Raw genomic sequence first — 19,833 nt, forward strand, 5'->3', positions numbered from 1 at the left:
CGCCCCGCCTCCGCGCGGGCACCCCGGACCCCCGTCAGACCGACGCCGTCCCGACGGGCTCCTGGGTGCGGGCACCACGCCTGCTCTGCTCCAGCTCGGCGGTGAGGGACCGGGCGTCGTGGGCGCCGACGTTGCGGCACCCGTCGACGAAGAACGTCGGGGTGTGCCGGGCGCCGCTGGCCTCGGCGCTGACCATGTCGCGCTCCACGCGGGCCCGAACCTCGTCGCTGTCGAGGTCCTCGACGAACCGGTCGACGTCGAGCCCGAGCTCGGCGGCGTAGGAGATCAGGTCGTCCCGCTCCAGGTGGTTCTGGCGGGTGAACACCAGGTCCAGCCACGGCCAGAACATCCCCTGGTTCGCGGCGGCCTCGGAAGCCTTCGCCGCCTCCAGCGCGTGCGGGTGCTCGTCGACGAGCGGGAGGTGGCGGACGACGTACCGGAGGTCGTCGCCGAACTGCTCGTGCAGGTCCTCCCAGCCCCCGGTCGCGTGCGCGCAGAACGGGCACTCGAAGTCGATGAACTCGACCAGGGTGAGCTGGGCGTCCTCCTGCCCCCGGATGTGGTCGACCTCCGGGTCCACCTGCGGGAACAGGACGCGCGGGAGATCCGCGGTGTCCTCGCCCCACCGGACGGCCGCGATGCGGAAGATCCCCCAGCCCAGCACCCCGGAGAGCACCATCGCGACGAGCACGCCGAGCGTGGCCTCCCGGCCCAGGTCGGAGCCGGTGCCGAAGGCGAGCCCGATGATGAGCAGCGAGACCGTGAAGCCCATCCCCGACAGGGCCGCGCCCCCGAACACGCTCCCCACGCCGACGCCCTGGGGCAGCCGCCCGACACCGAGCCGGACCGCGCCGAGGGTCGCCAGGCCGATGCCGAGGAACTTGCCCAGCACCAGCCCGAGCACGATCCCCCAGGTGACCGTGGAGGTGACGGCGGCGGCCAGGAGACCGCCGCGCAGGTCGACCCCGGCGTTGGCGAGCGCGAAGATCGGGACGACCAGCAGTGCGGTCGGCAGCCGGAGGAACTCGTGCATCCGCTCGTTGACCGCGGTGCCCTTGGCCAGGCCCCGCGACACCGACCGGCCCGACGCGGCGCTCGGCGACTGCCAGAAGTCCCGGAACAGCTGCCGCGCCGCCACGACCTTGTGCCGCTGCGTCGGGTAGGCGGGGATGAGCAGCCCCGCGGCCATTCCCGCGAGCGAGGCATGCACACCGGAGGAGACCGTGGCGAACCAGAGCACAACCATGATCGCGATGTACGGCGTCGCGCGCCACTGACGCGAACGGCCCAGCAGCCACAGCGCGACCAGGCAGGCGACGGCGATCAGCAGCGGGACCACCCGGATCTCCTCGCTGTACACGACCCCGATGATCGAGACTGCGAGGAAGTCGTCGACCACGGTCAGCGTCAGGAGGAACACGCGCAGCTGCCCGGACAGCCGGGGACCGACGATGGCCAGCGCGCCGAGCAGGAACGCGGTGTCGGTACCGACGACCGCGCCCCATCCCGTCGCGCCCTCGCCGCCACCGGCGACGAGCAGGTAGAGCAGCGCGGGCAGGGCCACACCGGTCACACCCGCGATCAGCGCGATGCGCGCGCGGGAGGGGTCCCGGAGCGACCCGTGGGCGAACTCCTGCCGCACCTCCAGCCCGATGACGAAGAAGAAGATCACCATCAGGCCGTCGTTCACCCAGTGCTGCAGGCTCATCTCCATGCCCAGCGGGCCCAGGTGGAACCCGGTCTCCTGGTGCCACAGCTCGGCGTAGGTCTCCGACAACGGGGAGTTCGCCCAGATCAGGGCCACGACGGTCACCGCGACGAGCAGGAACGCCGAGCCCGACTCGCTGCGCAGCGACGTGGTGAGCCGGGCCGTCACACCACTCGGCCGGGGTGCCGGTTGCCGCATGTCGGATTCCTCGCTTCGGGTCTGGCTGTCCGGGCTCGGGAGTCCGGCCGACGCGCGGGCCCGGGGATCCCACGCCCGCCGGTTGGCCCAGTCAAACGGCCCGGCCGGAGCCTGTCGATCACCCGGTGTGCCACATGGGTGCCGATCGGTGCCACGCCGCCGGGGGCTCCGGGGCGACGTCAGGTGCGGGACCGGGCCCGGTGCAGGACCGTGCCGGTGACGACCAGGGCGACCGCGGTCGTCGCGAAGGCGAGGGTGAACCCGAACGGCTCGGCGATCGCGCCGAGCCCGGAGGCGCCGAGTCCGGTACCGGCGTCGTAGGCGATGTTCCAGGCGGCGCTCGCGGCGCCGTAGTGCAGCGGGCCGGCGGCGGAGAACAGGCCGACCATCGCGTCGTTCTGCACGAGGCCGAACCCGACGCCGACCAGCGCCGCCCCGAGCACCAGCAGGATCTCCCAGGACGGCGCGGCGAGCACCGCGACCATGCCGGCCGCCGCGGCGAACGTGCCCGCCGCGAGGAGCGCTCCGGGCCGGCCGGACCGGTCGGCGAGGGTCCCGGCGACGCCGCGCCCTGCGAGCATCCCCAGCGCGACGAGGAACAGCGCCACCGGCACCGCGACCGTCGCACCGGGCGCCACACGTGATCACCCCGCCCTGGGCGGTGGAGCAGGCCAGCATCGCGACGACCGGGGCGGCGGGCAGCCGCCTGCCGCCACGACCGGCCGGGGCCGCGCGTTCCGGGGACCGCGCCGGGCCGCGCAGGAACGCGACGACCAGCGCCGCGGCGACCGGGGTGATCCCGGCGAGCCAGAACACGCCGTCGAAGCCGAGGACGTCGACGACGGCCACCCCGGCCGGCAGGAACAGCAGCTGGGGCAGGCCGACGGCGTAGCCGTAGTGCGCCGACGCGCGCCCGTGCGCGGCCGGGTCGACGAGCTCGGCGACCAGCGCGCTGCCCGCCACCGTCGCCATCCCGAACCCGACACCGCGGGCCGCGGAGATCGCGAGCACCGGCGCGAGGTCGGCCGACAGCGTCAGCAGCGGCGCGGGCAGCCCGAGCAGCAGCGACCCGGTGACCAGGACGGCGCGGTGCCCGGCGATGCGCAGCATCGCCGGGACCAGTACCTGGGTGCCGACGGTGACGGCCATCAGCACGCCCGTCGTCAGTCCGGCGCCGAACTCCCCCGCCCCGCCGCGGGACACCCACAGCGGGACGACCGGGAGCAGCAGGGCGTAGCCACCGAAGCCGAGCGCGGTGGCGAGCAGGAGCAGGCGGAACGGGAGCGAGGTGAGCGAGCCGGGCACCCGCCCAGCCTCGCAAACCCGTACCTCAGGCCTTCGGGAACATCTTCTGCAGCTGCGGGACCACGCCGTCGAGCACCGACGGGAGGCTCAGCACGGTCTGCCACGCGAACGCCAGCTCGGTGGCGCCCTCCAGGTACAGCGCGTGCTTCTGCTGCATGGCCTTGAGCTTGCTCGCCAGCGGGTCCTTCTGCAGGGTCGCCTTGCCGCCCGGGGTGAACGACAGCTGGTCCCAGACGATGAGCTCCTGGTCGAGCTGCGAGGCCTGCTCGAAGCTGACGTCGGCGTAGAACTTGTCCCCGGCCAGGTCGTCGTACTGCTTCGGGACGACGAAGCCGAGCGCGGTGAAGAACCGCGCTCGCGGGTCGCCGGAGGCGAACACGCCGTACTTGTCGGCCGAGCGGTAGGCGACGGCGACGGTCTTGCCCTTCCACTGCGGGTTGTCCGCGGCGACCTGCGCGAACCGCGCCTCGACGTCGCTGACCAGCTTGTCGGCCTCCTGGGCCTTGCCCAGTGCCCGGCCGATCAGCCGGGTCGTCTCCTGCCACGGGGCCTCGTAGTCGCCGAAGTCCTTCACCGGGCCGACCGTGGGGGCGATCTGGTTGATCACCGGGTAGTTCTTGGCGTCGAGGTCGGAGTACACGCCGATGATCTCGTCGGGGTTCAGCGCCGCGACCTTCTCCGGGGCGATGGTGTCCATGTCGAGCACGGTGGGCTTCGCATTCACCGCCTGGGCCGCGGCCTTCGCCCACGGCTGGATCGCGTTGTTCTTGTCGCCGTACCAGTAGCGGACGCCGACCGGTGCGACGCCGAGCGCCATGATCGCGTCGTGGTCGGTGTAGCCGAGCGAGGCGAGCCGCTGCGGCGCCCGCTCGATCGTCGTCGTCCCCAGCTTGTGGTCCACGGTGACCGGGAAGCCCTCGCCGCCCCCGTCACCCCCGCCGGTGCCCGGTGCCTGGTTCTCGTTCCCCCCGCTGCCACAGCCGGCGAGCAGGAGCCCGCCCGCCGCCAACGATCCGAGCAGCATGCGGCGCCGCGTCAACTCCATCGGTGATGTCCTCCGGTCCGCCTCCGACACCCGTTGCGTCGGTAAGGCTTACCTATTCTTCGCGAGCTCGATCATCACCGTTACAGGCGGGCAGCACCCGGCGGGTCAGCGCGCCCGCGCCCGCCGCACGTACCAGACGTTCCACGCGGCCAGTGCCACCAGCGTAACCACCAGCAGCGCCTCGGTGGCGCCGACGGCGACCGGGATCGGGAGCAGGTAGACCATCGGGACCCGCAGCGCCGCCTCCGCCAGCAGTCCGACGCCCCACACGGTCGAGGAGACGCGGTGGCCGTGCCGCACGGCGGGATCGCTCTCGAACTCCCGGGCCGCGCCGGCGGCCTTGTCCGGCGCGAAGCTCTGCATCGCGGCCAAGGTCAGCGGACGGCGGCCACGGATCGCGGTCACCAGGAACACCACGCCGAGCGCCGCACTGATCAGCGACGTCCGCAGCAGCAGCGACCGCGGGTCCCCGCTGACGAACACGAGCAGGAACCCGGCCCCGTAGACGATCAGCATGACGGTGGCGAACGCGTTCAGCGTGCGGCGGCGCACCGCCGACCAGACCACCCGCGCCGCGGCGACGCCGGAGGCCGCCAGCAGCGAGACCGGATCCGGTGCGCCGCACAGGAACAGCAGGTAGTAGACGGCGACCGGCAGGCCGACGTCGAGGGCCAGGCCACGCAGCAGCATGCCGGGCCCGGCCGGGATCGAGGCGTTGTTCTCGGCCACGGTGGTCACCTCTCGTGTGTCGGTCGCCGCGGAGGTCGCGTTCGTCGTCATGACCGAAGCGTCCACCCCTCACCTATGACATGTCAATACTGACAGGTCACTGTTCACATGTCGGTTGTGACAGGTAAGGTTGTCACATGTCACTACGACACGCACTGCTCGGACTGCTCGCCGTCCGGCCCAGCACCGGCTACGAGCTGGCGAAGGAGTTCGAGGGAGACCTGGGCCGGCACGCCTGGCAGGCCGGGCACACCAGCGTCTACCCGGAGCTGAACCGGATGGCCGAGGACGGCCTCGCCGAGGTCACCGCCGAGGGCGCGCGCGGGGCGAAGACCTACACCGTCACCGAGACCGGCCGCACGGAGCTGCACCGCTGGCTGATGTCCCCGCCCGGGCCCACCCGAGCCCGCAACGAGTACGTCCTGCGGATGTTCCTGATCTCCGCTCTCCCCCACGACGACGCGCTGGCCCTGTTGGAGCAGATCGCGGAGAGCACCGGCGACGCGGCCGCCGAGCTGCGCGCGGTCCGCGAGGCCCACCCCGACGACGGCCCGCTGCTCGGCGCCGATGGCTTCGGGCAGCTCGCCGCGGAGTACGGCCTGCGCCAGTACGAGGCGGTGCGGGACTGGGCCCGGTGGGCGGCCGAGCGCCTGCGCGACGAGAAGCCGGCGTGAGCGTTCAGCGGCCCCGTCGTCGGTGATGGCCTCAGCGACTCCGCCGCCGGGGACGACCTCAGCGGCTCCGCCGGAGCGACGCCCGGGGCGGGACGGGGTCGCCCAGGTCGTAGAGCCGGGCCGCGGTCCCGCCGAGCAGCGCCTCGCGGACGTCGTCGTCGAGCTCGGGGTACTGCCCGCGCAGCGGCTCCGGGTAGGTAAAGGTCATCAGGTCGCGGACCAGCCGGGCCGGGCGCGCGAGCGGGTAGCCGCTGCCGAACATCAGCCGGTCCGGCCCGAACGCGGCCAGCAGCTCCCCCAGCGCGCGGGCTGCCGGGACCGGCGCCCGCCGGAGTCCGATGAGGACGTCGGTGAGCAGCACGTGCACGTTCGGCCGCCGCGCCAGCCGCAACAGCGACGGCAGCGCCAGCGACCCGGCCCCCAGCACGAACCGGACCCGGGGCAGCGCCCCGGCCAGCTCCCCCAGCTCGGCGGGGTCGAACCCGCCTGCCGGCAGCGGACCGGCGGACCGGGCACGCACCGGCAGCGCCGACCCGGCCCGGACCGGTTCGGCCCAGGACGGCCAGCGGGGCCGGGGAGCCGCCTCGCTGTCGTCGACGACACCGGCGTACGCCCAGTCCGCCGCCCCGTGCGGCGGCCGCGCCGTGGGGGCGACCCCGAGGTGCACCACCCCGGCCCCGGCCTGCTCGGCGCGGGCCAGGGTGCGCCGCAGCCACGGGGCGCGCAGCGACACCGCGGCCTCCGGCCGCCGCCCGGGCAGCACGGTGAGCCCGCCGTACCCGGCCCTGCTCACCTGCACCCCGATCCCCCGCGCCCGGTCCCGGTCGGCCGGGTCGAGCTCGCCGGAGAGCACCAGGCGTCCTGGGTGCTCCGCGGCGAGCTCGGCGTGCCAGGCGGGCGCGGCGAACCCGAGCACGAACAGGTCCGACCAGGTCGCAGGCACGAGCACCGCCCGGTCGACGGCCGACAGCACGTGTGCGGCGAGCGCGTCCGGGGTGACCAGGCCGAACGCGTCGTCGGACAGCGGGCGGGGCGAGGGGTCCACCATGCGGTGCCGGTGGTGCAGGTCGGCGACGAACTGCTCACCGGCCGGGCCCGCCTGGTTGTGCGGGCGCCCGTCCCAGCCGTGCACCTGCGCGTCCACGACCGTGGGCGATCCCGTGCCGGAGCACCGCCCGTTCCCGGAACCCCTCACCACACCCCCTCCCCGCTGCCGGCGTCCCGCGTCAGCCCATCGACGGGCCGAGGCCCAGCGACTGCGGCGTGCTGGAGTCCGGGCTGGGCTGCGGGATGCCCTCGTCGAGCTCACCGAACTCGGTCATCAGCGCCTTGTTCCACGGCGTGACCTCCTCGGCGACCAGCGAGTTGGTGGTGAGGATCAGCCCGGCGACCGACGCGCCGTTCTGCAGGGCGGAGCGCACCACCCGCAGCGGGTCGATGATCCCCATCTCGACCATGTTCCCGAAGCGGCCCTCCAGGGCGTCGAAACCGGAGTCGGCGTCCATCGCGGTCACCTGCTTGACCACGTCGTCGCCGTCGTAGCCGGCGTTGGACGCGATGAGGTGCACCATCTCGGCCAGCGTGTGCCGCACGATCTCGACGCCGATCCGGTAGTCCCCGGTGACGTCCAGGTCGTCGAGTGCGGACTCCGCGTGCAGCAGCGCCGCACCGCCGCCTGCGACGATGCCCTCGGCCACCGCGGCCCGGGTCGCCTGCAGCGAGTCGTCGACGCGGTGCCGGACCTCGCGGGCCTCGGCGTTGGTGGGCGCGCCGACCGAGATGATCGCGGCCTTGCCCGACAGCCGGGCGATGCGGTCGGAGAAGAAGTCCTCGTCGGTGCCGATCGTGGCCCTGGCCAGCTCGGCGCGCAGCTGCGACAGCCGCTGCTCCAGCGCGCCGCGGTCGCCCTTGCCACCGATGATCGTGGTGTTCTCGCTGGTCACCCGGACCTGCCCGGCCCGGCCGAGGTGGTCGACGTCGATCTGGTCCAGGGAGAACGACGAGCTCTTGGAGTGCACCTTGCCGCCGCACAGCGCGGCCATGTCCTCGAGCAGGTGGATGCGCTTCTCCCCGAAGCCGGGCGCCTTGATCGCGACGGCCTGCAGGTGCCCGTTGACGTGGTTGTGCACCAGCATCTGCAGCGCCGTGCCCTCGACGGTCTCGGCGACGACGACCAGCGGGGCCGGCCCGTTGCGCATGATCCGGTCGAGCACCGGCATGAGCTGCTGGACGTCGCGGATCTTCTCCGCGGAGAACAGGATGTAGGGGTCGTCGACGATCGCCTCGAGGGTGCCCGGGTTGGTCACCATGTAGGGCGAGACGTAACCGTTGTCGAACTCGAAGTCCTCCACGAACGACACCGAGATGCCCGGGACCGGCGCGTCGTCGACGGTGACCACGCCGTCGTCGCCGACGGTGTGCAGCGCCTGCGCGACGACCCGGCCGATGGCCTCGTCGTCGTTGGCGGAGATCGCGGCGACGCGGGCGTAGTCCTCCTCGCCGTCCACCGGGTGCGCGACCGCCTGCAGCCGGTCCACCAGCGCGCCGACGGCGAGGTCGATGCCCCGCTTGACCAGCACCGGGTTGCCACCGCCCTCGATCGCGGCCATGCCCTCGTGCACGATCGCCTGCGCGATCACCGTGGCCGTGGTGGTGCCGTCGCCGACGGTGTCGTTGGTCTTGACCGCCGCCTCCTTGACCAGCTGCGCGCCCATGTTCGCGAACGGGTCGCGCAGGTGGATCTCGCGGGCGATGGTGACGCCGTCGTTGGTGACCTCGGGCGAGCCGGTGATCTTCTCCAGGATCACGTTGCGGCCCTTGGGCCCGAGCGTGCTCTTGACGGCTTCGGCCAGCTGGTCGACGCCGGCCTGCAGCAGATGGCGGCCCTGGGCGCCGAAGCGGAGTTCCTTGGCCATGGTGGGGTCCTCCCGGAGAGAGTTGGTCCAGTGCGCGGGTGCGGATCAACCGCCGCGGCCGTGGTGACACCGGGCCGCGGGTACGTGCGAACGCCGCACCGCCCGAGCCGGCTCGGGTGTGGTGGTCCGCGCCGGGTCGTCTCCCGGGCGGTGCGGCGCATGGTGCAGTGAGGGACGTGCTGCGAGCCGCCGGGCGTCAGGTCACCGGCTTCAGGTCGAAGTCGATGTACTCGGCGGCGTCCTCGGGATTGGCGAACATGATCGTCTTGTCGTCGAGGTGGACCATGCGCCCGTAGTGGGTCGACATGTTCTCCTCGAACTCCGCCGCGTCGAACCAGCCGTCCTCGTGGCCGGCCTCCTCGTCCATGGCGGCGTAGTCGACCTCGAACATGCCGGTGCCGTCGACGCGGATCATCGAGGGCAGGTGCTGGACGGTCACGTTGTCCTGACGGTCCAGCACGTCGGCCATGATCGCGCCGATCTGGTTGTTCATCAGGGTGAACCCGCACATGTTCGACGCGGTGCTGTCCTGTTTGAAGGGGCTCTCGGTGCTCACTGCTTGATCTCCTCGGGCACGTCGAGACCGAGATCGGTGCAGATCCCGGAGAAGCGGCTCTTGGCGCGGTCCAGCGAGTCCTCGAAGGTCGGCGGCTTGGAGTCGACCTGCGACCACATCGGCTGCATCGTCCGTGCGGCCTCGAGGGCCTGCGGCACGTAGGTACGCAGCCAGCCGTTCATGAGGTCCTGGTTGTAGCCGGAGAACTCGCGGTCGTGGTTGAGCGGCGCGAAGCAGGCGATCGTCCAGCGCAGGTCACGCTGGGCGTAGTCGTACTCGCCGGCCCCCATCACCGTCGGGGTGACGAAGTCGCCGTTCGGTGCCGCGGACTGCATGACCAGGTTGGACCGGAACAGCTCGCCGATCAGCGGCTCGAACACGACGTTCGCCGCGAAGACCGCCTCGCCCCAGTCGTCCTGGACCGCGGTCAGTGCCTCGCAGAACTTCCGCGCGCCCTGCCACTCCGGGGCCTCGTTCCACGCCTGCAGGTGGGCCGATCCCTCGAAGCCCTCGATCTCCTCGGAGAGGGTGAGGTTGTAGAGCGCCAGGTCCTGGGCGAACCGGATCTTGCGGGTGGAGTTCGCGGCCAGCGCCGTGTTGTGCATGTTCGTCGGCGCCGAGCGCTCGTTGGAGGCGAAGACGTAGAGCCCCAGGACGTGCTCGAAGTGCATCCAGGCGCCGACGTTGCGCTCGACGAAGCGCACCCAGTTCGGGTTCCACATCTCGAACGCCTTGGCGTTGCGGGCGTTGTCGACGTTCTGGGTCAGCTGCCGGACGACGTTGGCGTTGTACCGGTAGAGGCTCTGCTCCCACTCCTCGTTGGGGTCGCGGAACTCGTGCCAGCCGTGGGCAGGCCAGTTCTCCACCGGGCGGCCGCCGCTGCCCGGGCCGCGCTGCGGCTCCGGCTCGTCGACGCCCCAGGCCTTCAGCTTCGTCCAGTGCAGCGGGTAGCCGCCGGTGCCGTCGGCGAAGCCGTAGATCCAGCCCTGGGTGAGGTAGTGCCGCGGGTCCGGCTGGACCTCGACGGTCGTGTCCTCGTAGAGGGTCTGCTTGCGCTTCGCCGGTTTGTAGTAGTTGAAGTGGCGCGCGTCCGGACCGGAGTCGGGGAACGTGCGGGCCCCGGCCTCGGCGTCGGTGAACACGGGCCTGGGGACGCTGCGCTGCGACTCCTCCGGGGACTCGTTGTCCTGCGGGGTGGTGCGCTCTGTGGTGGTCACTGGCCGTCCTCTTCCTGCTCACCGGTGGTGGTGAACCTGTCGTAGAAGATGTTCTGCTCGCTCACGCCCAGCCGGGTGAGCGTCGCGATCGCCGCATCGACCATCGGCGGCGGGCCGCAGACGTAGGCATCGGCTCCCTTCAGGTCGGTCTCGTTGCGGTCGAGCACCTCGGTGATCAGTCCGGTCTCGCCGGACCACCCCTGGCTGTCGAGACTGTCCGGCTCGGACAGCGCGGGGACGTAGCGGAAGTCGTTGAGCTTGGTACCCAGCTCCTCGATCTCCTTCTCGAAACACAGGTCCTTGGCGGTGCGGGCGCCGTAGTAGAAGCGCGGCTTGCGTTCGACGCCGCCATCGGCCATCGCACGCAGCAGGCCCAGGACCGGGGCCATGCCGGCGCCGCCGCCGACGAACACGATGTCGCTGCTGCGGTTCTGGCGGAGCGTGAACGTCCCGAACGGGGCCTCCACGTCGAGCCGGTCACCGACCTGCAGCTTCTTGTCCAGGTACTCGGAGAACAGCCCGTCCGGATAGACCTTCACGACGAACTCGTAGAGCCCGTCGCGGTTGGGGACGTTCGCCATCGAGAACGACCGGGTCTCCTCGGTCCCCGGGACGACGAAGTCCATGTACTGGCCCGGGAAGAACTTGATCTCCGAGGGCTCCACGAGCTTCACCGTGAGGTGCCGCATGTCGTGGGTGACCGGCTCGTTGGAGACGACCTCGACGACGCCCTTCGTGAGCGGCAGGCCGGACCGGATGATCTCCTCGTCGTAGTTGAGGAGCTCGATCGTCAGATCCTCGTAGGCGTGCGCCCGGCAGAGCAGGGTCTGGCCCTCCTCCTTCTCGTAGTCGGGCAGCGCGAACGTGGAGTAGCTGTCGTACTCGATGTCGTCGCCGTCCAGGACGAACGACTTGCAGGCGGCGCACTGACCCTCCTTGCAGCCGTGCATGAGCTGGACGCCCTGCTCGGCCGCTGCGCGGAGGATGTTCTGGTCGGAGTCGACCTCGATCTCGATGCCGACCGGTTCGAACCGCACGACGTGTTTCTCACCCACGACGGGAACCACCTTCCGTGAACTCGCGGAGCGTGCGCGGCGACAGGTGCTGAGCTGCTGGGGGCAGGGCGGGGGGCCCGGCCGGGGATGACGACACCCCGGCCGGACCGCGGGAAGAGGCCCTCACCACGCGCGGCGGCGCGGGCCCCCTCCCTCGCCTGACCCGCGCTCAGGCGTCGGCGGGCGCGGGCCGGCCTCCCGGCCCCTGGCGGTTGTAGTCGGCCACGAACGCCTCGCGCTCGGCGTCGCTCATCTCGTTGAGCAGCACGTTCGGGCTCTGCAGGTGCGGCATCCGCCGCATGTGGTCCAGGGTCCACATCTTCTTCGGGTCCAGATCCAGGTGCGGCTGCGCGGTGAGGGTCTTGCCGTCGTCGCGCACGAAGCCCATGTCCTGGACGACGTCGGCCCAGTTCCACCCGTGGTAGAGCGTCTCCCACTCGCGGTGGCCGACGAGCTTGCCCATGTTCGGCGTCTCGCGGCCCTGGTAGGTCGGGCGGAACGCCTCGGCGTCGGTCCAGCGGCAGACCTCGTGGCAGTAGGTGCGCCACTGGCCGTCCACCTTGTCCACGACCATGTCCTCACGCACCAGGCACGGGACCATGCAGGTCCAGCAGCGGTGCGGGTACACGTAGTCGACGTCCTCGGCGACGATCGCGTTGTGCCCGTTCGGCTTGGCGAGGCGGTTGTAGTTCTCCCACCACTTGCCGTACCGGTCGTACCAGCCCGGGTACTTGTACTCGAACCACTCGAAGTCCTCGTCGGTCATGCCGTCGATCCGCCAGTAGTTGGCGCACCAGCCGGTGGCGAAGAACTGCGCGACCTCGTGGACGTAGCCCTTGTTCCAGATCTGGTTCCAGGACTCCTCGACCAGGTCGTGCGGGATGACCAGGCCGTACTTCTCGAGCGGCAGCAGGTAGCTGCGGTAGTAGTCGTCGTAGATCCAGCGGCGCCACATCTCGGCGTAGGACTCGCGGTCCTTGCGCCGGTCCTTGGTGCCGTACTCGATGAACGTGCCGATCGCGGCGTCGACGACGCGGTGGTTGTTCCACCACGCGTACCGCAGGTCGCGCTCGAGCAGCTGGCGGTTGTCCTCGTCGGACAGTGCCATGAGCAGGGTCGCGTACCCGTTGGAGATGTGCCGGGACTCGTCGGACTGCACCGAGTGGAACACCGTCGGCAGCAGGTAGTCGCCGTTCGCGGCGGCCTCGGCCGGCATCGCGACGAACAGGGTGTTCGTGAACGCGGTCTCCGCGACGATCGTCAGGTAGATCGACGCGGCGGTGATCGCGTCACCGGTGATGAACCCCTCCGCGAACTGGCGGCCGATGGTGCCGCAGTAGTCCGACTGGAAGTTCCGCAGCGAGTTGTTGAAGCCCGCCGGGTCGATGTAGTTGTTCATGTACAGGCGCTTGAGGTTCTGCTGGATCGTCGAGTGCCGGACCTCGTCGATCATCTGGATCGCCTGGCCGTTGTGCAGCTCCGGGTTCGGGACCGCGTGGAACAGCATCGGCATCGAGCGCGCCGCGGAGATCTCCGGCAGCGGGATGATCGACAGGAACAGCTTCTGCCACTCCAGCCAGCGCTCCTGCACCTGGCGGAACATGTTCCCGCGGATGGCACCGTCCTGGGCGCCGTAGACCCGGTGGTCCTTCTCCTCCTCCATCGGGAAGTAGGACCGCAGGACCTGCTTGAGCGGGTCCTTCTTGGCCGCCTTCTTGAAGGTGTAGTCCGTGCCGTACTTCATGTACGGCTCGTGGTACTGCGGCTCCCAGGAGAGCTCCTGGATCTTCTGGTGGGCCTTCGCCAAGCTCTGCCGACTCACGTCGTCTCCTCACGGTGGTGGGTGGTCGGATCGCGGTCCGTGCGGTCGTGCGTCGTACGTGCGGGCCGGCGACGTCACGCCCCGCGGGCCCCCTCGACCGAGGGGTGAGCGCGTCGTCGCGGTGCATCCCGCCTCGCCCGACCGCCGGACCTCGGGGCGAGCGCGGGTGCCCCGGTGCGGGTGATCGAACGTCGGACCCACCGGCGATGCGGGGATGGCACGGATGGTGTCCGCGGCCCCGATGCCGGTCGTTCCGTGCTCCACATCACACTGAACTCATGCGGCAGTAGCGGTCTCAATATGAGACGCGGGCCCCGGCCGGCGTCTGGTGATCTTGCTTGTGCGGCGCGTACCGTCGCCGCCACACCCGATGTCCGTGCAGGTCACCGCTGCACGCGTGGGACTCGGGTGTGTCCTGATCTCGACGCCGGCAAGGAGGCTCGCGTTGACTTCCGTGCCCGAGGACGTGCACGACGACAGACCGGCGGTACGTGCCGAGTCGGCTGCGGCCGAACGGATCGCCGCTGCCCGCGAGGCCTTTCTGCACCACGACACGGCGTCCCCGGTGGTCACCTCCGGGGCCGTGCGGGCGCCGATCCTGGCGTCCTGGATCCGGTCCCGGGACATGGACGTCCCGGCCGACTCGATCGACCTGCCCGAGATCGGCGCCGACGCCGACTGTCCGCTGACCCGGGCCGCGAGCCCGGTCGTGGCCGAGCTCGCCGACCAGTTCACGACCGAGCCGGTGAGCCTGATCCTCTGCGACCACGACGGCGTCGTGCTCGACCGGCGGACCGGTGACTCCGCGCTGGGCCGGCACCTGGACCGGGTGTGGCTCGCGCCCGGCTTCTCCTACGCCGAGCGCCACGTCGGCACCAACGGCATCGGCACCGCGCTGGAGGGCCGCCGGCCGACGGAGGTGTTCGGGCACGAGCACTTCGTCGAGCACCTGGAGGACCTGGCGTGCGCCGGAGCGCCGATCCGGCACCCGGTGACCGGGAAGGTCCTCGGCGTCGTCGACCTGACGTGCTGGCGGCGTGAGGCGAACTCGCTGATGGTGGCCACCGCGGCCGCGACCGCCCGGCGGATCGAGGACGCGCTGCTGGCCGCGTCGAGCCGGCGCGAGCTGGCGCTGCTGCAGGACTATCTGGGTGCCGTCGCGCGGGCCGGGAACTCACCGGTGCTCGCCGTCGGCGACGACCTGGTGATGATGAACGACCGGGCCCGCGAGCTGATCGCGCCGGGCGACCAGGTGCCGCTGCTGGCCGGGGCCACCGAGGCACTGCGCGGCGGGCGGGCGCGGCAGATCGTCGTCGACCTGCCGAGCGGGACGACCGCGCGGGTGCAGTGCAGGCCCAGCTGGGCCGAGCGCGGGTCGTCGGGCGGGGTGCTGCAGGTCAGCCTCACCGCCGCCGCCCCGGCGCGGGCCCCCCGCGCCGGTGGCCCGGCCGTGCCCGGCCCGGCGCTGCCGACGGCCGTCGGGTCCGGGGCGCTGTGGGCCAAGTGCGCACAGACCGTCGACCGGCATCTGCGGACCAACGAGTGGGTCGTGCTGCAGGGCGAGTCCGGCTCCGGGCGCACGACGCTCGCCCGGGCGACGCACCACCTGCACTCCCCCGCCGGGCACATCCGGATCCTCGACGCCGGTGACTTCTGCCCGCGCTGGCTCGCCGAGGTCCACGACGAGCTGGCCGGGGCCGGCGGCACGCTGGTGATCCGCGACGTCGGGAAGCTGTCGGCGGCCGGTGCGCACGCCTTGGTCGACGCGCTGGAACCGTTGCGCGAGTCCACCTGCCACGAACGGCCGTGGGTGGTCGCCACTCTCGGCGACGACGACCGCGACCTCGCCCCCGAGGTCGACGAGCTGCTGCAGGCGTTCCCGCGGACCGTGGAGGTGCCGCCGCTGCGTCACCACGTCGAGGACGTCGGCGAGCTCGTGCCCTACCTGCTGACCCGGCTGACCCGCGGCGCGGAACTGGCCTGCTCGCCGGAGGCGATGCGGATCCTGATGCGGCACCGCTGGCCGGGCAACGTCGACCAGCTCTACCAGGTGCTGCGCAAGGTGGTCGCGCACCGGCGGACCGGCACGATCCGGCCCGAGGACCTGCCGCCGGAGGCGCACGCGCTGACCCGGCGGGTGCTGACGCCGCTGGAGTCGATCGAGTGCGACGCGATCGTCGAGGCACTCACCGACGCCTCCGGCAACAAGGCCGAGGCCGCACGACGGCTCGGGATGAGCCGGGCGACGATCTACCGCAAGATCCGTGGCTACGGGATCGCGACGCCGGAGGGCGCTTCCTCGTCCGAATGACCGAGGGTCCCCGGGCCGCCAGGGATTCGGCTACCGTCGGGTGATGGAGCTGCTGCGCAGGATCTTCGTGTTCCCGGACGAGGCCCCGCCGTGGCTGCGGGGGATGTTCCACCCGGCGGTACGCCGCGACCGTCCATGACCCTGCCCGGCCCACCCTGGCCGGACGCGCTGTTCCCGGCCGACCCGTATCCGGGGGCGCGGCCACCGGCGTCGTTCCTGCACGCCGGCGGGGTCGCGCAGCCGGTCGTCGCGGACCGGGAGCGGCCGTCCGGGTGGGCGCTCGACGGCCGGTGCCTGGACGACGTGCTCACCGGGCTCGGCGCGGCGCCGCTCGCGGACCGGGTGCCGGTGCTCGCGTACGGCTCGAACGCCTGCCCGTCGAAGATCTCTTGGATGCGGTGCCACCGCGGGCTGACCGGTCCGGTCGTCTGCCTGCGGGCGCGGGTCGAGGGGATCTCCGCGGTCTGGTCGGCCGGGCGGCGCGTGGTCGATGAGCAGCGCCCGGCGACGCTGGTCGCGGCACCAGGTGTCGTGGAGGAGCAGGCGGTCTGGTTCGCCGCGCCGGAGCAGTTCGCCGCGCTCGACGTCGTCGAGGGTCGGGTGGCCGTGCCGCCCCGCTACCGGCTGGCCGCCCTCACGACCGGCCGCGTCGTACTCGAAAGCGGTGCGGTTCCGGACGGCGGACCCGTGTTCGAGGGCGGTGCGGTGCTCGACCGGCCGATCGCCTACATCGCACCCGATGTCCCGCGGGGCGACCCCCGCACCGACCGCCGCCCGCTGCTGGTCGACGGCGTCCCGGTGCCGGTCACCGCGGTCGGGCAGGCCGGGGCGGCGCTGCTCACCGGTGTCCCCGGCGACGACGGCCTGGCCGCGACCACGGTCGACGGCGTCCCGGACCCGCGGGCGTGGCCCTCGCGGGTGTTCGTCTACGGCTCGCTGATGCCCGGGCAGCGCGCGTGGTGGCGGATCGAGCAGGTCGCCGCCTCGCCGCCCCGGCCTGCGACGCTGCCCGGGGCCGCCGTCGCCGACACCGGGCACGGCTACCCGGCCCTGACCCTGGGCGGGACGGGCGTGCCCGGCCACGTCGTCGAGCTGGGCGACCCGGCTGCCGCGATGCCGGACCTGGACCGCTACGAGGGCCCGGAGTACCGGCGGATCCGGGTCTCCCTGGCCGACGGCATCGTGTGCTGGGCGTGGTTGTGGATCGCCGGGCGCACCGGACTGCGCCCGCTGCCCGACGGGTGGGCGAGGCACTGACATGCGACCGGGCCCGCCTCCGACGTGCGGAGACGGGCCCGGTGCGGGACGAGAGTGGGGTCAGGACCCCGTTTTGGCCGCCAGCTTCGCCTGGTGCTCGGCGAGCCCGGGGATCTCCCGGCCCCGGATCGACGTCCCCTTCGTCTCGATCACGAAGTACAGCGCGAACAGACCGATCGCCGAAGAGACCATCACCATGAACGCCGGGATGAGCTGATTGCCGGTGGATTCGACGAGGCTCTCCGCGATCAGCGGCGAGGTCCCGCCGAAAGCAGCGGTTGCGACGTTGTAGGAGACCGCCATACCGGCGAACCGGACGTGTGTCGGGAACATCGCGGGGAAGGTCGCCGAGATCGTGCCGAGCTGCAGGATGTAGACCAGCCCGAGCACCGTGAAACCGACGATCGCCCACGCCAGGCCCTGTGCCATCAGCAGATACATCGGAACCGCGAGGACGAACAACCCGGCCATCGAGATCAGCCAGCACGCCTTGCGGCCGATCCGGTCCGACAGCGACCCGGCGAACGGGATGAAGACCATCATGACGACCTGCCCGACGATCGCCAGCGTGTCGGCGCCGCTGGAGGACATGCCGATCGTGTTCTGCAGGTACGTCGGCATGTAGTTCAGCAGCGTGTACTGCGTGACGTTCAGTGCGATGACCAGACCGAACAGCGTGAGGATCGGCTTCCAGTACTGGACCAGCAGGTTCTTCAGCGCGCCGGTGGCGGCGTGCTCGGTCTCGCCTGCCTCCTCCAGGTCCCGGAACACCGGGGTGTCCTCGAGCTTGGTCCGGATGTAGAGCCCGATCAGGGCCAGCGGCAGGGCGAGCATGAACGGAACACGCCAGCCCCAGTCGGACATGGCCTGTTCGCCGATCGCCGACTCGAGTCCGTACACGACGATGACGGCGAGCGTGAGACCGGCCAGGGTGCCGAACTCCAGGAAGCTGCCCCAGAAACCGCGCTTCTTGTCGGGCGAGTACTCCGCCATGAAGGTCGCGGCGCCGCCGTACTCGCCGCCGGTGGAGAAGCCCTGCACGATCCGCAGCAGGAACAGCAGGATCGGGGCCAGGACGCCGATCGTGCCGTACGACGGGACGACGCCGATCAGGAACGTCGCACAACCCATGAGGACGATCGTCAGCGACAGCACCTTCTGGCGTCCGAGACGGTCGCCGAGCGGTCCCCACACGAATCCGCCCAGCGGGCGGAGGACGAACGAGATGGCGAATCCGAGCAGCGTGCCCAGGTACCCCAGACCGGGGAAGAAGGCTGTGGTCAGCTCCGCGGTCAGGTAACCGTAGATGCCGTAGTCGTACCACTCGGTCGCATTGCCGATGGCAGACGCGGCGACCGCCCGCCGCAGGACGGACGGTTCAACTTCATCGGCGTCGCCGGTCGACGCCTTGCCAGCCGGTTGCGAACTCATCGCACACCCCCCAAAGGTGACGCGGCCGTCGGCCGTGGCCGCTCCGCATCGTGGATTCCGCTGGACGCTACGGGAGCAACCCGGCCGTCGCCAGCCATGCCGTTGCCGCGGACAACACCCGTGCGATTCCTCACGAGCACCCGCTACGACCTGCAGATATCACGATCGATTCGCTCGCTTCACGTCCTCATAACGATCCAGTGCCTCCTGCCGCTCGGCCTTGTGATCGACCATCGGCTCCGGATAGCCGTCCGGTATGCCGTCGCGCAGCTTCCACGGCTGGTGCACCGCCTTGCCCTCGATCCCGGCGAGCTCGGGGACCCAGCGGCGGACGTAGTCGCCCGCCGGGTCGAACCGCTCCCCCTGGGTGATCGGGTTGAAGATCCGGAAGTACGGCGACGCGTCGGTCCCCGTCCCCGCCGTCCACTGCCAGCCGTGCTGGTTGGAGGCCAGGTCGCCGTCGACGAGCAGCGCCATGAAGTGCCGCGCGCCCCACCACCACGGCAGGTGCAGGTCCTTGACCAGGAACGACGCGACGATCATCCGCAGCCGGTTGTGCATCCACGCCTCGGCGCGCAGCTGGCGCATCCCGGCGTCGACGATCGGGAAACCGGTGCGGCCCTCCTGCCAGCGCGCGAAGTCGGCGTCGGCGGCCTTGCCGCTGCGCAGCGGGAGGTGGTCGAAGGCCTTGTCGTAGTTCTGCCGGGCCGAGTCGGGGCGGCGGTGCAGGACGTCGGCGTAGAACTCGCGCCAGGCGATCTCGGTGCGGTACGCCGACGCCGACTCCCCCTTCCGCCCCGCCAGGTCGGCGAGCAGCGTGCGCGGGTGCACGCAGCCGTACTTCAGGTACGGCGACATCCCCGAGGTGCCCTTCTTCGCCGGCAGGTCGCGGTCGGACTCGTAGGACTGCACCCCCTCGTCGAGGAAGTCGTGCCAGCGCCGCTGGGCCGCAGCCTCGCCGGGCTCGGGCAGCTCGGCGTCGCAGGCGGCGTCGTCGGGGATCTGCACGGCGCGCGGTTCGCCGTCGGTGTCCGACGGGTCCATCCAGGTCAGCGTGTCCGCCCCGGTGTCGGCGGGGGCACGCCAGCCGTGCTCGGCCCAGGCCCGGCTGAACGGGGTGAACACCTTGTAGCGGTCGCCGCCGCCGGTCAGCACCCGACCGGGCGCGACGGCGTAGGGCGAGCCGGTGCGGACGAGCTCGGCGCCGTCGTCGGAGAGGACCTTCTCGACCTGCTCGTCACGCCGCATGCCGTACGGGCCGTAGTCGGCCGCGACGTGCACGGTCCCCGCGCCGACCGCCTTCGCGACCCGCGGGACGACGTCGGCCGGGTCGCCCTTCACGACCAGCAGCTTCCCGCCGAGCGCGTCGTCCAGCTCCCGCAGGCAGCCGTACAGGAAGTTCGCCCGCGGTGTCCCGGACGGGCCCAGCAGGGCCGGGTCCAGCACGAACAGCGCCAAGGCGCGGTCGGCGGCCTCGTCCGCGGCGAGGAACGTGGGCTGGTCGGCGACCCGCAGGTCGCGGCGGAACCAGACGACGGCGGTGGGCGTGGCGGCCATGTCGGACGACGCTAGTTCGGCCGCATGCCCGCCGCGCGCCGAGCAGCGGCCCG

At 71.7% G+C, this 19,833-nt stretch carries 15 protein-coding genes and 1 pseudogene; 3 read left to right on the forward strand and 13 right to left on the reverse strand.

Features of this window, described 5'->3' with window-relative positions; all coding sequences use genetic code 11:
* Nucleotides 1–34 precede the first annotated feature (34 nt).
* From nhaA to ACLE50_RS17580, 5 genes and pseudogenes are all read right to left on the reverse strand, one after another.
* Nucleotides 35–1,876, reverse strand: a complete 1,842-nt coding sequence (nhaA, locus tag ACLE50_RS17560; protein WP_458788560.1) for a Na+/H+ antiporter NhaA — start codon at nucleotides 1,874–1,876, stop codon at nucleotides 35–37.
* Nucleotides 1,877–2,085: 209 nt separating this feature from the next.
* Entirely contained in the window at nucleotides 2,086–2,544 is a 459-nt protein-coding gene (locus tag ACLE50_RS17565; RefSeq protein WP_410944735.1) for an MFS transporter, read from the reverse strand.
* 109 nt (nucleotides 2,545–2,653) lie between these two features.
* A pseudogene (locus ACLE50_RS17570) lies at nucleotides 2,654–3,211 on the reverse strand (MFS transporter); the annotation flags it as partial.
* A 25-nt stretch (nucleotides 3,212–3,236) separates the two neighbouring features.
* The gene (locus tag ACLE50_RS17575) at nucleotides 3,237–4,256 is read right to left on the reverse strand and encodes an ABC transporter substrate-binding protein (RefSeq protein WP_410944651.1); all 1,020 of its coding nucleotides are present in this window, start codon (nucleotides 4,254–4,256) and stop codon (nucleotides 3,237–3,239) included.
* A gap of 105 nt (nucleotides 4,257–4,361) precedes the next feature.
* Nucleotides 4,362–5,036, reverse strand: coding sequence for a VC0807 family protein (locus tag ACLE50_RS17580; protein WP_410944652.1), 675 nt, complete (start codon nucleotides 5,034–5,036; stop codon nucleotides 4,362–4,364).
* 86 nt (nucleotides 5,037–5,122) lie between these two features.
* Here ACLE50_RS17580 and ACLE50_RS17585 point away from each other — a divergent pair, with 86 nt between their 5' ends.
* Entirely contained in the window at nucleotides 5,123–5,659 is a 537-nt protein-coding gene (locus tag ACLE50_RS17585) for a PadR family transcriptional regulator (protein ID WP_410944653.1), read from the forward strand.
* Between the two features lie 58 nt (nucleotides 5,660–5,717).
* Here ACLE50_RS17585 and ACLE50_RS17590 read toward each other — a convergent pair whose 3' ends face one another.
* The 6 genes from ACLE50_RS17590 to ACLE50_RS17615 all read right to left on the reverse strand — a co-directional run bounded on the left by ACLE50_RS17590 (nucleotide 5,718) and on the right by ACLE50_RS17615 (nucleotide 13,209).
* On the reverse strand, nucleotides 5,718–6,803 hold the full coding sequence (locus tag ACLE50_RS17590) for an amidohydrolase family protein (protein WP_410944654.1): 1,086 nt from the start codon (nucleotides 6,801–6,803) through the stop codon (nucleotides 5,718–5,720).
* 82 nt (nucleotides 6,804–6,885) lie between these two features.
* Entirely contained in the window at nucleotides 6,886–8,574 is a 1,689-nt protein-coding gene (gene groL / locus ACLE50_RS17595; RefSeq protein WP_410944655.1) for a chaperonin GroEL, read from the reverse strand.
* Between the two features lie 196 nt (nucleotides 8,575–8,770).
* Nucleotides 8,771–9,130 carry a propane 2-monooxygenase effector subunit MimD gene (gene mimD, locus ACLE50_RS17600; protein WP_410944656.1) on the reverse strand — a complete coding sequence of 120 codons (360 nt, stop codon included), beginning with the start codon at nucleotides 9,128–9,130 and terminating at the stop codon, nucleotides 8,771–8,773.
* A complete protein-coding gene (locus ACLE50_RS17605) occupies nucleotides 9,127–10,347 on the reverse strand; it encodes a ferritin family protein (protein ID WP_410944657.1) in 1,221 nt (406 codons plus the stop codon). Before ACLE50_RS17605 ends, mimD begins: the two co-directional genes overlap by 4 nt.
* The gene (locus ACLE50_RS17610) at nucleotides 10,344–11,402 is read right to left on the reverse strand and encodes an FAD-binding oxidoreductase (RefSeq protein WP_410944658.1); all 1,059 of its coding nucleotides are present in this window, start codon (nucleotides 11,400–11,402) and stop codon (nucleotides 10,344–10,346) included. Before ACLE50_RS17610 ends, ACLE50_RS17605 begins: the two co-directional genes overlap by 4 nt.
* 169 nt (nucleotides 11,403–11,571) lie before the next feature.
* The gene (locus ACLE50_RS17615; RefSeq protein WP_410944733.1) at nucleotides 11,572–13,209 is read right to left on the reverse strand and encodes a ferritin family protein; all 1,638 of its coding nucleotides are present in this window, start codon (nucleotides 13,207–13,209) and stop codon (nucleotides 11,572–11,574) included.
* 469 nt (nucleotides 13,210–13,678) lie between these two features.
* On the opposite strand from ACLE50_RS17615, the gene ACLE50_RS17620 reads away from it, so the two are divergent.
* Entirely contained in the window at nucleotides 13,679–15,535 is a 1,857-nt protein-coding gene (locus tag ACLE50_RS17620) for a sigma-54-dependent Fis family transcriptional regulator (RefSeq protein ID WP_410944734.1), read from the forward strand.
* Between the two features lie 135 nt (nucleotides 15,536–15,670).
* On the forward strand, nucleotides 15,671–16,792 hold the full coding sequence (locus tag ACLE50_RS17625; RefSeq protein ID WP_410944659.1) for a gamma-glutamylcyclotransferase: 1,122 nt from the start codon (nucleotides 15,671–15,673) through the stop codon (nucleotides 16,790–16,792).
* A 60-nt stretch (nucleotides 16,793–16,852) separates the two neighbouring features.
* Here the strand turns inward: ACLE50_RS17625 and ACLE50_RS17630 are convergent, their stop codons facing one another.
* Both ACLE50_RS17630 and ACLE50_RS17635 read right to left on the reverse strand, forming a co-directional pair.
* A complete protein-coding gene (locus tag ACLE50_RS17630; RefSeq protein WP_410944660.1) occupies nucleotides 16,853–18,223 on the reverse strand; it encodes an MFS transporter in 1,371 nt (456 codons plus the stop codon).
* A gap of 159 nt (nucleotides 18,224–18,382) precedes the next feature.
* Nucleotides 18,383–19,780, reverse strand: a complete 1,398-nt coding sequence (locus tag ACLE50_RS17635; protein ID WP_410944661.1) for a cryptochrome/photolyase family protein — start codon at nucleotides 19,778–19,780, stop codon at nucleotides 18,383–18,385.
* Nucleotides 19,781–19,833: the final 53 nt, after the last annotated feature.

Origin of the sequence: Pseudonocardia phyllosphaerae (assembly GCF_046546475.1) — a bacterium.
Taxonomy (GTDB): domain Bacteria; phylum Actinomycetota; class Actinomycetes; order Mycobacteriales; family Pseudonocardiaceae; genus Pseudonocardia; species Pseudonocardia phyllosphaerae.

Excerpts from the sequence above, each read along its gene's own strand:
- ACLE50_RS17625 (WP_410944659.1), top strand. The coding sequence starts at position 15,671 with ATGACCCTGCCCGGCCCACCCTGGCCGGACGCGCTGTTCCCGGCCGAC.
- ACLE50_RS17580 (WP_410944652.1), bottom strand. The coding sequence starts at position 5,036 with ATGACGACGAACGCGACCTCCGCGGCGACCGACACACGAGAGGTGACC.
- groL (WP_410944655.1), bottom strand. The coding sequence starts at position 8,574 with ATGGCCAAGGAACTCCGCTTCGGCGCCCAGGGCCGCCATCTGCTGCAG.
- ACLE50_RS17635 (WP_410944661.1), bottom strand. The coding sequence starts at position 19,780 with ATGGCCGCCACGCCCACCGCCGTCGTCTGGTTCCGCCGCGACCTGCGG.
- ACLE50_RS17575 (WP_410944651.1), bottom strand. The coding sequence starts at position 4,256 with ATGGAGTTGACGCGGCGCCGCATGCTGCTCGGATCGTTGGCGGCGGGC.
- ACLE50_RS17630 (WP_410944660.1), bottom strand. The coding sequence starts at position 18,223 with ATGAGTTCGCAACCGGCTGGCAAGGCGTCGACCGGCGACGCCGATGAA.
- ACLE50_RS17585 (WP_410944653.1), top strand. The coding sequence starts at position 5,123 with ATGTCACTACGACACGCACTGCTCGGACTGCTCGCCGTCCGGCCCAGC.